Annotated in this window: 15 protein-coding genes and 1 pseudogene; 8 read left to right on the top strand and 8 right to left on the bottom strand. The window is 59.5% G+C overall.

The genetic code is table 11. The annotated features are described in order from the left end of the window. Positions 1 to 90 precede the first annotated feature (90 nt). The 3 genes from EJ078_RS27330 to radC all read left to right on the top strand — a co-directional run bounded on the left by EJ078_RS27330 (position 91) and on the right by radC (position 2,506). Positions 91 to 663 carry an NAD(P)H-dependent oxidoreductase gene (locus tag EJ078_RS27330; RefSeq protein WP_095826136.1) on the top strand — a complete coding sequence of 191 codons (573 nt, stop codon included), beginning with the start codon at positions 91 to 93 and terminating at the stop codon, positions 661 to 663. A 36-nt stretch (positions 664 to 699) separates the two neighbouring features. After that, a complete protein-coding gene (locus EJ078_RS27325; RefSeq protein ID WP_208720962.1) occupies positions 700 to 1,590 on the top strand; it encodes a DMT family transporter in 891 nt (296 codons plus the stop codon). Between the two features lie 163 nt (positions 1,591 to 1,753). Beyond that, positions 1,754 to 2,506: a DNA repair protein RadC gene (gene radC / locus EJ078_RS27320; RefSeq protein WP_095826131.1), complete on the top strand. Its 753-nt coding sequence runs from the start codon at positions 1,754 to 1,756 to the stop codon at positions 2,504 to 2,506. A gap of 76 nt (positions 2,507 to 2,582) precedes the next feature. Here radC and EJ078_RS27315 read toward each other — a convergent pair whose 3' ends face one another. The 8 genes from EJ078_RS27315 to EJ078_RS27280 form a co-directional block, all read right to left on the bottom strand. Beyond that, positions 2,583 to 2,921 (bottom strand): hypothetical protein, encoded by a 339-nt coding sequence (locus tag EJ078_RS27315; protein ID WP_067000080.1) that lies wholly within the window; start codon positions 2,919 to 2,921, stop codon positions 2,583 to 2,585. A gap of 17 nt (positions 2,922 to 2,938) precedes the next feature. Further along, a complete protein-coding gene (locus EJ078_RS27310) occupies positions 2,939 to 3,499 on the bottom strand; it encodes an ATP-binding protein (RefSeq protein WP_170950193.1) in 561 nt (186 codons plus the stop codon). Between the two features lies 1 nt (position 3,500). Continuing rightward, positions 3,501 to 5,867, bottom strand: coding sequence for a SpoIIE family protein phosphatase (locus EJ078_RS27305; RefSeq protein ID WP_127214212.1), 2,367 nt, complete (start codon positions 5,865 to 5,867; stop codon positions 3,501 to 3,503). Continuing rightward, the gene (locus tag EJ078_RS27300) at positions 5,864 to 7,042 is read right to left on the bottom strand and encodes a class I SAM-dependent methyltransferase (RefSeq protein WP_127214214.1); all 1,179 of its coding nucleotides are present in this window, start codon (positions 7,040 to 7,042) and stop codon (positions 5,864 to 5,866) included. Before EJ078_RS27300 ends, EJ078_RS27305 begins: the two co-directional genes overlap by 4 nt. Next, complete coding sequence (locus EJ078_RS27295) at positions 7,039 to 7,560, bottom strand: ubiquinone biosynthesis methyltransferase UbiE (protein ID WP_095829875.1); 522 nt, start codon at positions 7,558 to 7,560, stop codon at positions 7,039 to 7,041. The genes EJ078_RS27300 and EJ078_RS27295 overlap by 4 nt, the downstream gene beginning before the upstream one ends. A 155-nt stretch (positions 7,561 to 7,715) precedes the next feature. Beyond that, positions 7,716 to 9,365 carry an EAL domain-containing protein gene (locus EJ078_RS27290; RefSeq protein WP_127214241.1) on the bottom strand — a complete coding sequence of 550 codons (1,650 nt, stop codon included), beginning with the start codon at positions 9,363 to 9,365 and terminating at the stop codon, positions 7,716 to 7,718. 376 nt (positions 9,366 to 9,741) lie between these two features. After that, positions 9,742 to 10,356 (bottom strand): DNA ligase, encoded by a 615-nt coding sequence (locus EJ078_RS27285; RefSeq protein WP_127214216.1) that lies wholly within the window; start codon positions 10,354 to 10,356, stop codon positions 9,742 to 9,744. Positions 10,357 to 11,003: 647 nt separating this feature from the next. After that, entirely contained in the window at positions 11,004 to 12,161 is a 1,158-nt protein-coding gene (locus EJ078_RS27280; RefSeq protein ID WP_245456891.1) for a helix-turn-helix domain-containing protein, read from the bottom strand. Positions 12,162 to 12,365: 204 nt separating this feature from the next. On the opposite strand from EJ078_RS27280, the gene EJ078_RS27275 reads away from it, so the two are divergent. The 5 genes and pseudogenes from EJ078_RS27275 (at position 12,366) to EJ078_RS27255 (ending at position 16,618) form a co-directional block, all read left to right on the top strand. Beyond that, on the top strand, positions 12,366 to 12,668 hold the full coding sequence (locus EJ078_RS27275; RefSeq protein WP_127214219.1) for a hypothetical protein: 303 nt from the start codon (positions 12,366 to 12,368) through the stop codon (positions 12,666 to 12,668). Positions 12,669 to 12,761: 93 nt separating this feature from the next. Then, entirely contained in the window at positions 12,762 to 13,007 is a 246-nt protein-coding gene (locus tag EJ078_RS27270) for a hypothetical protein (RefSeq protein WP_067000066.1), read from the top strand. A 240-nt stretch (positions 13,008 to 13,247) separates the two neighbouring features. Further along, positions 13,248 to 14,132 (top strand): cytochrome c oxidase subunit II, encoded by an 885-nt coding sequence (locus EJ078_RS27265; RefSeq protein ID WP_067000063.1) that lies wholly within the window; start codon positions 13,248 to 13,250, stop codon positions 14,130 to 14,132. Positions 14,133 to 14,148: 16 nt separating this feature from the next. Next, a pseudogene (locus EJ078_RS27260) lies at positions 14,149 to 15,917 on the top strand (cbb3-type cytochrome c oxidase subunit I). Continuing rightward, a complete protein-coding gene (locus EJ078_RS27255) occupies positions 15,914 to 16,618 on the top strand; it encodes a cytochrome c oxidase subunit 3 (protein ID WP_127214222.1) in 705 nt (234 codons plus the stop codon). Before EJ078_RS27260 ends, EJ078_RS27255 begins: the two are co-directional and overlap by 4 nt. The last annotated feature ends 2 nt before the right edge of the window (positions 16,619 to 16,620 follow it).

The raw sequence follows: 16,620 nt of genomic DNA, 5'->3' as shown, positions 1-16,620 counted from the left end.
ATCAATTAGATCAGAAAGCGCCAACTTTTAGCAATCCCATCGATCGTCCCGATGTGTCATCAGTTTCCTGGCCTGAGACAGGAGAGCGAAGTGACTGAACGGCTCAAGCTCGCAGCGCTGATCGGCAGCACGCGGGAACGACGCTATGGCGACAAGGTCGGACACTGGTTTGCCCAGGAGGCGCAGAGACTGGGCGATTTCGAGCTTTCCCTCATCGATGTTGCAGACATTGATCTGCCCAGCCGGCACTTGGCGGAGCCGACACCGGCGATGAAGGCATTCACGAGTAAGCTCGCCAAGGCAGACGCCTTCGTTGTCGTCACCCCCGAATACAATCACAGCATGCCCGGTCATCTTAAGCACGCTATCGACCAGGCTACTGAAGAGTGGCACGCCAAGCCGGTCGGCTTCGTTTCATACGGTGGCGTTTCCGGCGGGTTGAGGGCCGTCGAACATCTTCGGCAGGTATTTGCCGAGCTCCACGCCGTCACCGTCCGGGACGCAGTAAGCTTTCACGGGGTGTGGGAGCATTTTGCCGATGGTGCGGGCCCGCTCGATCCGAAGCGCAGCTCCGGCGCTGTCAAAACCATGCTCCACCAACTCAAGTGGTGGGCTCTTGCACTGAAGGAGGCGCGTTCGCGCGCCCCCTATACCGTAGGCTGACACATGGATTCGCAACGCATCATTGCATGCGCCCTCATGACCATAGCCATGACGCTGGTCGGATCCGGCGTGGCGGCCTCAAAAATCATTGCCGGCGGCATGCACCCTTTCCTCGCCGTTCCCCTCCGTTTCCTGATTTCGACGCCGATCCTCTGGGGACTCGTCTTCCTGACAAGCACGCCGCGGTCGCGGCTCTTGGCAAAGGAATATATGATTGTGATGATTCAGGCGGCCGCGGGCAGCGCCGGCTATAGCATTCTAATGATCCTCGCCTTGACCTTGACGACGAGTGCCAATGCCAGCGTCATCCACGGTCTTTTGCCTGTATTGGCTGCCCTCGTTGCAACGCTGGCCTTGAAGGAGAGGCTTGGCGCCAAGCTATGGATCGCCGTCGGCGCTGTCACGGCAGGCGCACTTCTTGTCAATGTCGCCTCTGCCAAGGGCTTTGGCCTCGATCTGAAGCTGCTGGCGGGTAACTTGCTGGTGGTCCTCGCTGTTTCCGGCGAAGCACTGTTTGCTATCCTGAACAAGAGAATCAGCAAGCCGCTGGCGCCGCTCTATCTCGCGGCGCTGATGAGCAGCATTTCACTGGTGCTGACCTTGCCGCTCGCCGCTGCCCTTGTCGCGTTTAGCACCGTTGCAGCAGCACCTGCCGCCCTATTGGCGACAGTCTATATCAGCATTTTTCCCACCGTGATCGGCTTCTGGCTCTGGTATTCAGGAGCCGCGCGCGCCAGCGGCGGAGAGGCTGGCGTGTTCATGGCAGTGCTGCCGGTCGCGGCACTCGCGCTCTCGTTTCTTCTTCTCGGCGAGACCATCACGACGATCCACATTCTCGGAACTGCCCTTGTCGTCCTCGGCATCGCTGTTTCGGTCAGCGGGGCAAGAACGGTGAAGAAGCAGGCTGCCGAGGGTGCCCATGTTTAACGCTCGCCAATAGGCGATGCAGCCCTCATCGTCACGGCGTCTTGATATGTCCCAGCAACGCTCCCGGCTACTTTCTTGAAATGATCGAGAACCCGTTTCGCGTTTCAGAATCATGCTTTAGTCTCTGGCAAGGTCTTCTTTCGATCAGCGATGTGGGCGGGCGATGGGAAAAGTCGAGGACGAGCGGGCGTTTTTCTCTGAAGCCTGGGTAGAGCCGCCGAAGAAAGAGGTGGCGCCTGTTGAGAAGCCGCACTACCACGGCCATCGTGATCGTCTGCGCGAACGCTTCTTGGCCGGCGGTGCGGACGCCCTGCCCGACTATGAACTGCTTGAGCTGCTTCTCTTCCGGCTGATCCCGCGCGTCGACACCAAGCCGATCGCCAAGGCGCTGATCGCGCGCTTTGGTTCGCTTGCCGAAGTGCTCGGCGCGCCGGCGTCCCTGCTCGAGGAAGTGAAGGGCATCGGGCCGACGGTGGCGACCGATCTCAAGGTCATCGCCGCCACGGCGCAGCGCATGGCGCGCGGCGAAGTGCGCGGCCGCGAGGTTCTGTCGAACTGGACGCAGCTTCTCGATTATTGCCGCTCGGCCATGGCCTTCGAGGCCCGCGAGCAGTTCCGCATTCTCTTCCTCGACAAGAAGAACGGGCTGATCGCCGACGAGGTGCAGCAGACCGGCACGGTCGACCATACGCCTGTCTATCCGCGCGAGGTGGTCAAGCGCGCGCTCGAACTTTCCGCCAGCGCGATCATTCTGGTGCATAACCATCCGTCCGGCGACCCGACGCCCTCGCGCGCCGACATCGACATGACCAAGCAGATCATTGAGACGGCCAAGCCGCTCGGCATCGCCGTGCACGACCACATCATCATCGGCCGCAAGGGCAATGCCTCGATGAAGGGCCTGCTGCTGATCTGACAGTCCCGAATATCAGCTGGAAATCATCCGACGGCGGGCACCTCGCGGGCAATGGCTCGATCGAGACGCGTTGACGTTAGTTCATCAAAAGCACCAGAGCGGGATGCAGCTTCTTCAGGTTCGGCAGTGATTTCGATTGCCAGGGTATGTCGGGCGTTCCGCGCACGACAAGTCGAACATCGGGATGCTTGCGCACCTCGATGGTAAATTTCGCCAGCAGGTTGATGCCGGAAGAGTTGAGAAAGTGAAGGTCCTTCAAATTGAGTGTGATGGAAGCGGGATTTGAGGCAAGAACACTGGTCGCCAAAGCCGTGATCGGCGCACCCGCCTCGGAACTGGCAAGCCGCATTGCACCGTCGAAAAAGATATCGCTTCCCTCAGTCCACACGCGGTAGTCGTCTGTCTTGATTTCCATATCTGGCTTCGTTTCATCTAGTTGTGAGTTTGCGAGATCGGAATGGAGGCATATGTTTCCAGGCAAATACGGTCGTTTTCATCGGCCGGGCTGAATATCCAGGCCAGACGTGCGCCATAGTCGCTCATCAACGTCAGCAATCCAAGCCCGGAGCTCCCCACGTCGGGGTTCGCGGCATTCGCCTCAATCCGCTGTATCAGCAGGTCCTTTGGGTCGCCAACCGTGATGTCCGCCAGCAGGCTTTGGAACTCGGACGCGATTTCACCATCGACGTCATTCGACACCTTGAGCTTGAAGCACTCCGAATCCATCGACGCCTCAACCACGATTTCGCCTGGTGCGCGGAACTTGACGGCGTTTTCGATGAGTTCGTTGACCAGATATCCGATGCTATGCCGCACCTCCATGTAGTCATTGCGCGACGACTGAAAGCGCAACGCGAAAAGATCGGCAATGAAGTCCGAGGTCGTGGCGCAATGACGCCAACTCAAGTCGAGAGGTCCGTCGAACAGCCGCACGCGACTGACGCTCCCCTTCATCCCTATTGCAATGTCAGGCGTACCGAACAGCGCTGTCATCCTACGTATGCCTTATGATCACGAGTGTGATGTCGTCGTGGATCTTCTGGATTCCGATATGAGCCATCAAATCCTCGATGATCCCGGTCTTGATGTCCTCGGCGCTCCTGCCATGGCGCTTTTGCACGCTCTTGCAGAGGCGATCGAACCCGAACAGTCTTCTGTCTTCATCTTCCGCCTCGGTCACACCGTCGGTGTGCAACACGATTACGTCGCCGCTCCCGAACACGATGTCTCGCGTGTCAACGAACTGCGAGATGTCGTTCTCCAGGCCAACGGGCAGACCCAGATCAAGCGTGTCGATACGTTCGACGTCCCCATCCGCACGCACGACGAGAATGTCCTCGTGCTGGCCGGATAGCGTTACCCGCCCGTCCTCAAAGTCAAGAAAGGCCAGCGAGAGATGCTTGTCGGTGTTCGTCCGCTCGATGTTCTTGTAGATGGCCCTGTTCAGACGAACCAGAAACTGATGCGGATCGCCTTCGTTGGCCTCCTGCAGCGCGCGTGCAACGGATTGGACCATCAGCATCAGCACGCCGCTCTCGAGACCATGACCGGTCACGTCGCCGATGCCTATCTTGACCCGTGATCCGTTCTGCAGGACGTCGTAGTAGTCCCCGCCCACCTCGTCGGCCGGCCGCATGTAGGCCGCGATCTCCAGCCCCGGAATCGCTTCGAGTTCGAACGGTTTCGGCAGGACCATCATCTGGATTTGCCTGGCGACCGCGAGTTCGGCGCCGAGACGGACGTTCTCGTCCCGCAGCTTTTCGTTGAGCGCGGAAATCTCCTGATTTGCGTCGCCGAGTTCCCTGGTGCGTTCGTCGACGAGTTGCTCGAGGTTTTCTGTGTGAAAGCTGATCTGCTCGGCCATGCGGTTGAAGGCGACCCCGACCGCTTCAACCTCGTCGCGCGTTGGAACGCGAACACGGACCGAATAGTCTTTGGACTGTAGCCTCTGGGCGGCGCTGGCAAGCGCCCTGAGGCCGGCCGTGATCCGCTTCGAGATGCCGAGCACTGCCGCAAATACAATCAGAAGCGAAACGACGATGGCGGCAACCTGAAAGAGCAGAATACGATTGGTCGCGCGAGAAATACTCTTTTGCGCGGCGACCAGGGACGCATAGATTTCGCGTTCTGGAACGACGATTCCGACCGACATCGTTTCAGACTTGATCGGTCCCGAGCTCCACAGATTGGTCGGCTTCAATCTTTTGAGGACAACTATGTAGGGTACGTGTTCGCCCTTGTTGTCGAGCATGATATGCTGAATGACACCGTCATTGTTCTGGTCGAGCGGCAGCGACGCGATGGCCGGCTGCGTGCTTCCCCGCAGGGACCTCTCCAGGCCGGTGACGCCCTGCGTGCCCGCATCGTTGGATGAAGTCAGGCCGATGATCGCCTCGCCCGATGGATTGATCGCCACTACATTGCCGGTCGACATCGTGAGGAAGCCGAACCCGGTTTCGGCGATCTTGACGCGCTCGACGACTTCCGCGAGTTGATCGAGAGTGATGTCTGCACCCGCTACACCGGCGATACCGGTACGGTCGCGCGTCCACAGCGGGTGGAAAAAACTGACGATCAGCTTTCCCGTGATCGCATCGGTGTAGGGCGCTGTCTGAGTGATATCGTCGGGGACTGGACGTGAGGCTGGATCCTTCGCCCATTGCTGCCATGACCCATAGATCCCCGGAAAGAAGAACTCCCAGAACTCCGCCTTGTTGTGGCCTGGATAGAGCCGGTCGAAGGTCTGTGCCTGGTCCGTATACGGTACCGTCCTGAAGATCGGCCGTTCCTTCGGACCAATATAGTACATCTGCAGTTTTGGCGATCCGCTGGCCATAAGGGTCGGCGCGACGAGATCCAGAACGGTACTGTCTTCGATTTCCTGCTCAACGCTCGGCAACGGCGTGTGGTCGGCGCCCAGCAGGTAGCCCCAGACGCTAATCACGGAAGGCGCGCCCGGCAGGTTCTGCGCCCAATCGCCCTTCGCGTCATAGACGACCTTCACCGAGCCGGGTGCCTCCTGCGAAAGGGTTGCTCCGACCTGTCGCTGCCGGCTCGGATGGTCGGTCTGGGCCTGCAGAACGCCGGCCAGCGCCTTCACCTCCCCATGAACTCGATCGAGCAGGAGGTCGACGCTTAACGCCGTCGAATCGGCGTAGGAGCGAATGTATTCCTGGTTTGCGGTGGTCAGGCCCTCACCGACTTCCGACGTTGCGTCGCGCGACAGCTTTTGCACGTTCCAGAGCGCCAGGCCGCCGCTCAGCAAGAGATCGAACAGCACGGCGCCGCCAACGACCAATACGAATTTCGCCCGGAAGGAGCGCAGTCCGAAGCGCGGTGTAGGCTGATCGTCGGCTTTCATTGCGGCCTTCGCCCCGATGCGACCCAGATCGGCCAACCCGCATAACCCTTGGGGTGTAGCGCAGCGAATATGTGATCCTGGAAGCCCTGCCGGAACCGTGCAACGAACTCCGGCCCGTCGCCGCGTTTGATGGCCATCTCGCCGGCATAGACATCGGCCCAGGCGACAATGACATCGGCGAAGTCCTGCGGATCTCCGTCCAAGTTGGTGACGGTGAAGGTCTCGACACGTATGTCGTCGAATCCGGCTTCGATCAGATATCGCCGACTCTTGGGCCCGAGCTCGACGTCCATTTCGAAATGCGCGAACAGCTTCGCCACTTCATTGTATGTCCAACGGATGCTTTCGGCGCGCGGCTCGCCGAGGCAATGCGAATTCTTCTCGTTGGTGATGTAGACCCGCCCGCCTGGCTTGCATATGCGGTAGAGTTCCTTGAGGATGAGTTCCGGTCGATTGAAGATTTGAAGCGAATGTCGGCAGGTGACCAAGTCGAACTGCTCCTCGTCGAGCAGCATTTCCGAGGCATCGCCATAAGTATATTCGATGCCCCGGATATCGAACTCCCGCATCACGCGTCGGGCGTAGTCCAGGCTTGATATGGAGTGGTCGAGGGCGACAATCCGCGACGGCTGGAACTCTTTCTGCACGAGCACGGCGAAATCGCCGATCCCGCAACAGATGTCGGCCATAACGATCCCGGGTCTCATGCCATGTCGCGGCAGGATTGCACGCTCGTGGCGCCAGGTCATCTTTGTCTGCGTGCGCAGGATTGGAACGAACCCGCCTTCCTCGAGGAAGCCCTGCCCTGGATAGAATTCGCTGTCATACTCCTCGACCGTGATGTTCGGTTCGATTCCGCTCAGCCGACCGAATTTTCGCGAGGTCCATCCGACGACGCTCGACGTGATGACAACAAATTTGAGATCGGGTCGAGCGCGACAGGCATCGATGATGATTCTCGAAAAGGCGTAAAATGCAGCGTTGTTCATCTGCGCCAAGCGCCTGACATTGACGTAGAGAACGCCGCGTACTCGGCCGATCGCATCGCGAAGCAATGCCAGGCTAGGCCCAAGCTCATCGATCGCCTGAGGCCGGACCACCCCAGATATTGAGAACTCCTGGTTGTTCGCATCGTACTGCGCCTTGAAGCGCGCGTGCAGGTTGTAAGGGCTCAATGTTGCAGGCCCTCAAGCGGAAGATCCACGACGAGCGTGATCGCATCGCCGTCGGCTTCCTCGACCCTGAGTGCCGCGTTGTAGTCGACAGCCAGTTCCAGGAGTACCACCTCCCGGCTGGGCGCCAGATCCCCAGACACAGAATTGAGATATCGCTCCTTGGCCTCAAATCCCGCGACTTGCGAAACGGCTTCTTCGTAGAATTGGCGCTCCTCCGGCATGCAGGGAAATGTCAGTTCGATCCTGTCCGTCGCGCCATAGCGAGACACCCTGCATGCCAGTTCGCCGTCGGCGTGGCGGGTACGAAAGGCGACTTCCAGTAATTCGTTGAAGGCAGAGGAAAAGAGATTCGAATGCCGCACCGAGTCTGATCTGTTTTGACTGATCATCCGGGCGATGTACGTCGAGACATAATCGCAGTGTTTCCAAGCGGAGACAAAAGTCTTGATTTCCATGTCGATCTGGATCATCGGCTCAAAAGTCGGTTCGCCAACCGGGTCATGATGAACAGATCCCATCCGCATCCTCTCCTATTCCATCCGTATTTGAGCCCAGGTGACGCGATGAACTCCGGGACGGAAGTTTGACCGCCTCGTGATGAGCCAGTCCCGCATTGCGCGGCATCTAGCTCGATCGTTTTTACAGCCCTCCGATTTACAAACGGTGCAAGTGGCTAGCGCGCCCGATTTGATTCCTCCATCGCTACCAGCCCGTTCGGCGGCGACCGCCTGATGAAATCGCCGGTTGCCTCGGATCCGAGCGGCCGTCCCATGAAATTGCCTTGCAGGTAATCGCAATTTTCCTTGATCAGCCACCGTGCCTGCGCCGACGTCTCGACCCCCTCGGCGGTGACGCTAATTCCCAGGCCGTGCGCCAGACTTATGATCGATCGCACAATCGTTTGACTCTTCAGATCCGTCTCCAGGTCCGCGATGAAGTATTGATCTATCTTCAAGGTATCGAACGGAAAATTCTTAAGGTAGCTCAAGGATGAATAGTATGTTCCAAAATCGTCGAGCGAGATTCGTATTCCCAGGACGTTCAACGTATTCAAAGTATCTATATTGTCGATAGTCTTCTCAAGAAGAACCGTTTCGGTTATCTCGAGTTCAAGCCTTTCAGCTCGGATTCCAACTGCGTCGATGATCTGAGCGACCGTGTCCGTCAGCGAACCGCTTAGGAACTGAGCCGGCGACAGGTTGACTGCGACTGTCAGCGCGGAAGGCCACGCCAATGCCTGGCGACAAGCTTGCTCGAGCACCCATCGTCCAATTTCGTCCATCAGACCGTCCGCTTCGGCGATCGGAATGAACACGCCGGGCGGAATGATTCCTATCTCGGGGTGCCGCCACCGCAGCAGCGCTTCGAAACCAATCACCGACGAAGGAGGCCTGATGAGCGGCTGATAGTCCAGGTAAAGCTCGCCCCGCTCCAGCGCGGTTCGAAGGCTGCGCCTCAGATTTTCGCGTTGCTCGAGCAACAACAGCATCGAGCGATTGAACGTTCGAGCGCAGCCGCGACCATCCGTCTTGGCTGCGTAAAGAGCAATATCTGCGGCTTTCATCAGCTGCTCGCCATCGGTCCCGTGCTCCGGCCCGAAAGCGATTCCGATACTTGAACCGACGAAGACGGGAATGCCGTTGATGACGAAAGGGTCCTTGAACGAGTTGACCAGCGAGGTTGCGAGGCGCTCGGCTTCCGCGGGCTGCTCCTTGCCCAATTGGATGACGGCGAACTCGTCGCCGGCATACCGGTACGCAGATTCGCCGTCCTCCAGCGCGTCGCGGATTCGACCTGCCGCGAGTTGCAGAAGCGTGTCGCCTGCCCCATGGCCGAGCGTGTCGTTGACCGCTTTGAAATCGTCAAGATCGATTTGCAGCAGGGCGGCTTTTGGCTGAGATCCGCCGATGGCCGCCAGCGCTTGCTGCAGCCGCTCGCCGAATCGCCGCCGATTCTGCAGTCCGGTCAGCACGTCGTGCGTCGCTTGATGGAGCAGAATCATATGCTCCTGCTCCTGCGCCGCGCTGCGCTCCCCCTGCTCCCGGGATTCGATGATTCCCACACCATCTGCAGTGCCGAAGACGAAAACGGAGCGGGGCGCTTCGCCCGATGATCGCGGCAGGTCAATGCTTGCCGCAGAGCCGCCCTGGAACACCCGAAGAAATTCGTCGCGGCACCTCGTATCGAGGAAGCTTGGATAGATCTCCCAAATGGCTGCGCCTGGCACCACCGCACCTCCGTACAGACGTTTAAGCCTGGCGGCGTAGTGAGTTAGGCGGAAGTCGCTATCATAGAACGATAGAAGTTCGGTCGTATTCGCCAACAGGTTAGCGAGAAGCGCTTCGCCGGCACGTGAACCATCGCTTGAGGACGACTCCTCATTCTGCGTGCCGACGCCTGATGCCTCTGAACGCAAAAGCCACCTCCGTAGGCGGAGAAAATTAGCGTCCCCCAGTTTAGAAATAGCATAAGTAACAAGCTTGGCAAACTTTCAACTCGCTATTTCAACAAGCGGTGCATGCGCTGTAATTGCAATGGATCCTCCGCTGTGATTGGCGGGCAGGTTATTCCACGATGGACGTTCATTCATTGTTAATAAATCGCGAATCGACAGATAATCGGCGTCGCGCCAGGCGTGATTCGAAATATTGCGATCCACAGGACAGAGCGGAATTCGCGGCCTGGGCTCGATCACAGACCTAGTGTTTCGAGATCGGCTTTCTCAAAAATTTGGTTTTCAGCCACGTTTTCGACGGTCCGCTCTGGTAGGGGCTATCGGCGCGTTTCGAGATGACGCCGTTGAGCTCTGTTTTCTCGGTGGCGCGAAAGATCGCGAGCGCGTCGCCCTCAAAATGCTCGCTGTATTGGATCTTGCCGAGGCCAGGCTCAACCAGTCGCCACAGCGCTTGCTTGCGCTGCAGCAAGGGTAAGGGGATAAGATTGCGGCCGTCGAGATGGAGGATGTCGAAAGCGACGAACACCAGCCGGCTCGGCTCGTTCCAGATCGCGGCTTCCAGCGCAGGAGAACCGGGCGAGCCCCGCCCGCCCGAGACAATCACCTCGCCGTCGAGAATGGCAGCCCGGCATGGCAGGTCGACCGCCAGCGCGATGGGCCAGTATTTCGTCGTCCAGTCGCGCCCGTTCTTGTTGTAAAGACGCGCGCCGCCCTTTTCGATGATGATTTGTGTGCGGTAGCCGTCGAATTTGGCCTCGTGGACCCACCCTTCATCTTCGGGCGGCCGCTCGACAAGAGTTGGTATCTGCGGCGGAATGAACTCCAGCCGTTCGCCGTCGACCTTGTCACGCTGACTCAACTAGGCCACCATCTTTGCCGGATAGCGGTGGCGCGAGCGGCACAGGCGATCTGGTATCCATTTGGACACCTGCCGCCTGTGCCTTGCCCCCACTAAGCCATTCTGCGACGGAATGAACACCGGCCAGCCGCCCCCGGCCATTGGCACGCTTACTCAACTACGCCACACCTTCGACGGATAGCGGTAGCGCGAGCGGCACAGGCGATCCGATGTCCCCCCAACTTGGACATCTGCCGCCTGTGCCGAGCCCCCACTAAGCCATCGAGCCCCCACTAACCCATTCTGCGGCGGAATGAACACCAACCGGCCGCCTCGGCCTTGGCACGCTAACTCACTTACGCCTTTGACGGTTTGCGGCGGCGCGGTCGGCACAGGCGGTGCGATATTCCCCCCAACTTGGAAACCTGCCGCCTGTGCCGAGCCCCCCGCTAAGTCACAGCGAACATCTACGAATAAGGCCGCGCTGTCGTTAGCTGCGCATCCAGATACTTATCCGGGCGTACATATCTCGATCGGCACGGCATCTCTCGCCAGGGATTTTGCCAATGGGGTACCGCCAGCCAAGGATCGCTTGCCCGGCAAGGATTGTCGCCGGATCCAGTATCACTCCGGGCATACTGATGAAACGCCCGCCGCGGATGCTATGATCAGCTTCCAAGCGCCTTGAGCCATCCTTCAAACGAGGAGGTCTTCTCGTGCTCGCCAAGCGAAACAGAGTGGGCGGGGCGCGGCAACACCGTCGTCCTGCGCCCTTCGCGGGGGCTGTAACCGAACTCCTTGCTGAACGCCCGGCTGAAATTTGCCGCTGAACTGAACCCGAAGGCCTCCGCAATTTGAACGATGCGCCGTCTGTCCGCCGGATCGCTGAGCGCAACATGGGCCGCTAGAAGTCGGCGACTTTGAATGTAATGGAGCACCCCACCGCTCGGTTCGAACAGCTGGTAGAGACGAGATCGCGAAACACCGAGCGCCCGGCACATTGAATCCGGCGTCAGATGAGCCGCTTCCAGGTTGTTTTGGACGTATCGACGGGCCCGCTCCATCAGCGCGACACTCGCCAGTTGTTCGGCCGCAGCCGCATGTTCGGCCGGCGGCGCGAGGCACGCAATGATCATGCTGCGGGTTGCGTGTACGATGCGAGGCAGGTCGTCAGCGGTGAGACTGCGCAGCCTTGATACGATGCCGTCGACATAGTCGATCAAAAGGTTTGCAAAATTGCCGGAAAGAATTGAGTTGTTGTTTGCGTCGAGGGTTGCCGCCGCGTCGGCGAACAAATCACGCGGCAAATATAGAACGAGACTTTCGGATTCGGTCATCCTCCCGCGAAACGGGTAGCCCAGCGACCTGATCTCAAGTTTGCCCGGCTGGCCCTCCGCGACACGGCGATTGACCTCCGTCCACGACCGGCCGGTATGTGGCAAGACGACATACCAATGATCGATCGAGCTGGACCGAAGCTTTGCGGCGGAACGGATATAACTGTGCGCCGGCGTCCGCTGTTCAACGATCAGCATGCCGCCGAGATTCCAAGCCTTGTGCGCTGCGAGGAAGCCGTCGTCCAACGATTTGTCATCCGGCAGCCTGACCTCGACAAGCGGTGCCACATGCGCTTGCCAAGCGGGGAATTGATCCTCTGCTGCCAGTTCGAGTGTTGAAAAGGACAGCGGTTCCAGTGCCGGCGCGATTGGCCGAGCCGCCTCATTGTCGGGTTGAACGTCGCGAGGCCAACGCCGTCGCTCGCGCTCCGGTACAGGCCCGGTATGCGCCTCGTCTTGCTCCTTAGCGTCCATCGCGCGTGGTGCCATATCCGATTCCGGTATGCCCATGCCCCCGCAATCATGTGGTGTATCCCGGGATCTGGCAAGCCTGTGGACCGCATCGTCGATCACGCTGGGTTACAATAAGAAATGCATCCCGAGATAAGTTTCTGGATACGAGGCTAACGACACACTTCAGACCGGCGCCTATAGATTCCGACATCGTGAAAGCGACGTTGAGGAGACCAGGTAATGAATGAAAAAGTCAAAGGAGAAGCTCGCCGCAAGATAATTCTTGATGGATATGTCAACAACGAGCCATTGAAAGACATTGCGGCAAAGCTCGGATGCTCACTGGCGAGTTTGAAAGTCAGCGCCAGCAAACTTGGCTGCACTCGCGCCCCGAAAGAGGCGGCTGACTTTCGACGCGGCTTCCGTATACCCGACAACAAACGGCAAGACTATTACCAGCTCATGCGGGTCGGCCAATATAGATCTCGGGACTGCGCACAGATTTTGGGATTATTGACAACACAATCGCCGAGCATGGAGTAACGTTACTAGAAGCTGGGGACAACATCTTTTCAAGCCTCGGTGACAAGGCCCCGCCGCAAAGCACGGGCGGCGGGCGCTGAAAGGTTCGCTCAAATGCTGCGTCGGCGTTTCAATCGCACCTGCCTTAGCCCTCTAGATCTGGCCGTTTGCGAACGCGTGTTCAATCAGGTCTGCGCAGATGAACAGCTCGATCCTTTGGACCCGGACGCGGAAATTCTAGCGGTATTGGTTGTGGCCATCTTTCGAAATGCTCACACCAGCGAACGCGAACTGCTGGAGGCGGTCAAATCTCGCCGGCAAAAGGCCAGGGCAGCCGTCCGCACGCCTAAAATGAACTAGTTGATCTACCCGCCAGCGGCATCAAGCCGGCCATTCAGCCCTCTGCACATCGTCCGTAAGGGCAATGCTTCGACGAAGGGCCCGCTGCGCCAAGGCCCCCGCCCCAAAAGGTCCGGGCGCGCAGCAACGTTTTGCACATCAGCTAGTCGGCTCTGGAATTTCAACCGGAAATCGAGCATGATGCGGCTTGGTATTGGCGTTGGATGCTTCGCGCTCCCATGAAATACCGGAGGACGGGACATGGCCATCGCGCTTGTACTCGTTTTGATCGTCGTGGGCTCGGTGTTGTTCCACTTCCTGAGCCCATGGTGGTGGACGCCGATTGCCTCGAACTGGGACTATATCGACCACACCATCATCATCAGCTTCTGGATCACCGGCGTCGTTTTTGCCGCCGTTGTTCTCTTCATGGCGTATTGCGTGTTCCGCTTTCGCCATCGCGAAGGCAATCGCGCGGTATACGAACCGGAGAACAAGCGTCTCGAATGGTGGCTGACGATCGTCACTGCGATCGGCGTCACCGCCTTGCTCGTTCCCGGCCTGTTCGTCTGGAGCCGCTTCGTCAACGTGCCGAGCGATGCGACCGAAATCGAGGTCGTTGCTCAGCAATGGCAGTGGAGCTATCGCCTGCCAGGCAAGGACGGCAAGCTCGGCACTTCGGACACCCGTGAAGTAGCCGCTGAGAACCCGCTAGGCATCGCCCCAAAGGATCCCAACGGCCAGGACGACGTCGTGGTCGAGGCGGCGGACCTGCACTTGCCGGTCGGCAAACCGGTCAAGATGCTGCTGCGTTCGATCGACGTGCTGCATGATTTCTACATCCCGGAATTCCGCGCCAAGATGGACATGATCCCGGGATCGGTCACCTATTTCTGGTTCACTCCAACAAGGACCGGAACCTTCCAGGTCCTGTGCGCCGAGCTCTGCGGCCAGGGACATCCGCTGATGCATGGCATGGTGATGGTCGACACCGAGCAGGATTACCTGACCTGGCTCGGGCAGCAGCAGACTTTTGCGCAACTGTCGGCGCCTCAGCAAACGGGCTCGGCGAACCCGCTGCCAGGAAAGACAATGGCGTCCGCTTTGGACGTCGGGGCAAAAGTCGAAACTGTCGAGGCCCGCTGAACAGGGAGGTGCTCCCATGGTCGACGTCACACCCGCAGATGCCGTTCCCCCGCCGAAGTCGGGGAAATGGAACTGTACCATCCGCACAGTTGGTGGACGAAATACGTCTTCTCGCAGGACGCCAAGGTCATAGCGATCCAGTATTCGGCAACGGCAACGGCGATCGGCTTTGTAGCGCTGTTCCTGTCCTGGCTGATGCGCCTGCAGCTCGGCTTCCCCGGCACGTTCGATTTCATTACTCCGGAGGCCTACTACCAGTTCATCACCATGCACGGCATGATCATGGTGATCTACCTGCTCACCGCACTCTTCCTCGGCGGCTTCGGCAACTATCTCATCCCGCTGATGGTCGGCGCCCGCGACATGGTCTTCCCCTATGTCAACATGCTGAGCTACTGGGTCTACCTGTTGGCGGTGCTCGTTCTCGTCGCAAGCTTCTTTGCGCCCGGCGGACCGACCGGCGCCGGCTGGACGCTCTACCCGCCGCAGGCGATCATGACCGGCACGCCGGGTGGCCAGGACTGGGGCATCATCCTGATGCTCTCTTCGCTCATCCTGTTCATCATCGGCTTCACCATGGGTGGCTTGAACTATGTTGTGACGGTGCTGCAGGGCCGCACGCGGGGTATGACCTTGATGCGCCTGCCGCTCACCGTATGGGGCATCTTCACCGCCACCGTCATGGCTCTGCTCGCCTTCCCGGCGCTGTTCGTTGCTTGTGTGATGATGCTGCTCGACCGCGCGCTCGGCACCTCCTTCTTCATGCCGGCGATCGTCGAGATGGGCCAACAGTTGCAGCACAGTGGCGGCAGCCCGATCCTGTTTCAGCATCTGTTCTGGTTCTTCGGCCATCCGGAAGTCTACATCGTGGCCCTGCCGGCCTTCGGCATCGTGTCCGACCTCATCAGCACGCACGCGCGCAAGAACATCTTCGGCTACCGAATGATGGTCTGGGCGATCATCGCGATCGGCGCCCTGAGCTTCGTGGTCTGGGCGCACCACATGTATGTCAGCGGCATGCACCCCTATTTCGGCTTCTTCTTCGCCACGACGACGTTGATCATAGCCGTTCCGACCGCCATCAAGGTCTATAACTGGGTGCTGACCCTGTGGCGCGGCGACATCCACCTCTCGATACCAATGCTTTTCGCGCTCGCCTTCATCGTCACCTTCGTCAATGGCGGGTTGACGGGGCTGTTCCTCGGCAATGTCGTCGTCGACGTTCCCCTGTCGGACACGATGTTCGTCGTTGCCCATTTCCACATGGTGATGGGTGTCGCCCCGATCCTGGTGATCTTCGGCGCGATCTATCACTGGTATCCGAAGGTCACCGGACGGATGCTGGACGAGGCGCTCGGCCAGTTTCACTTCTGGGTCACCTTCCTCGGCGCCTACCTGATCTTCTTCCCCATGCACTATATCGGCCTGATTGGTGTACCGCGCCGCTACGCCGAACTGACAGACATGACGATCATGACGGAGTCGGCCCATCATCTGAATTCGTTCATCAGCATCATGGCCTTCTTGGTCGGCTTCGCCCAGATGGTGTTCCTGTTCAACCTGATCTGGAGCATCCGTCACGGCCGTGAGGCCGGCGGCAATCCGTGGCGGGCAACGACGCTCGAGTGGCAGACGCCGCAGACGCCGCCGGCGCACGGCAATTTCGGCAAGGAACTGCCGATCGTCTATCGTTGGGCCTATGACTACAGCGTGCCGGGCGCGAAGGAGGATTTCATTCCGCAGAACGTGCCGGGCTCCTTCATCCCATCGAGGGAGCCGGCATGAGCGTCATCCTGGTCTTCCTGCTGGTGATCGCCGGCTTTGCCGGATGGTGGCTTTCGCACCAGCGGCTGACCGCGAAGCCGTGGCTCGAGCAAGGCTTGGCCGGGGATTTCGTCGGCCTAGAGCGATCGGCCCTGCCCACCGCCAAGATCGGCCTCGGTGTCTTCCTCGCGGTTGTCGGCTGTCTGTTTTCGCTGTTCACCAGCGCCTATTTCATGCGCATGGGTCTGCCGGACTGGCGGCCTCTGCCGCTGCCGCGCCTGCTCTGGCTGAACACCGGCGTGCTGGTGCTGAGCAGCGTCGCGCTGCAATGCGCCGTGATCGCGGCGCGCAGAGGCCAGACGGACATGGTCAGCCTCGGTCTTGCGACGGCCGGGCTGACCGCCCTCGCCTTCCTCATCGGCCAACTGATCGCGTGGCGGCAGTTGACCGATGACGGCTACCTGCTGGACTCCAACCCGGCCAACAGCTTCTTCTATCTGATCACCGCCATGCACGGCCTGCACATACTGGGCGGGCTGGTCGGCCTTGGCAGGACGAGCATCGGCGCCTGGACGGGCGCCCGGCCGCAGCGGCTTCGCCTCGGGATCGAGCTCTGCGCGATGTACTGGCATTTCCTGCTTTTCGTCTGGCTCGGCATCTTCGCCGTCCTGGCCGGCTGGGCGGCGACATTCGTGAGCATTTGCCAACGGCTGCTGACCTAGGA

The organism is Mesorhizobium sp. M1A.F.Ca.IN.022.06.1.1 (assembly GCF_003952605.1).
Classification (GTDB): Bacteria; Pseudomonadota; Alphaproteobacteria; order Rhizobiales; family Rhizobiaceae; genus Mesorhizobium.
The sequence above is the reverse complement of the archived record's forward strand: the minus strand, read 5'-3'. Positions and strand labels throughout refer to the sequence as shown.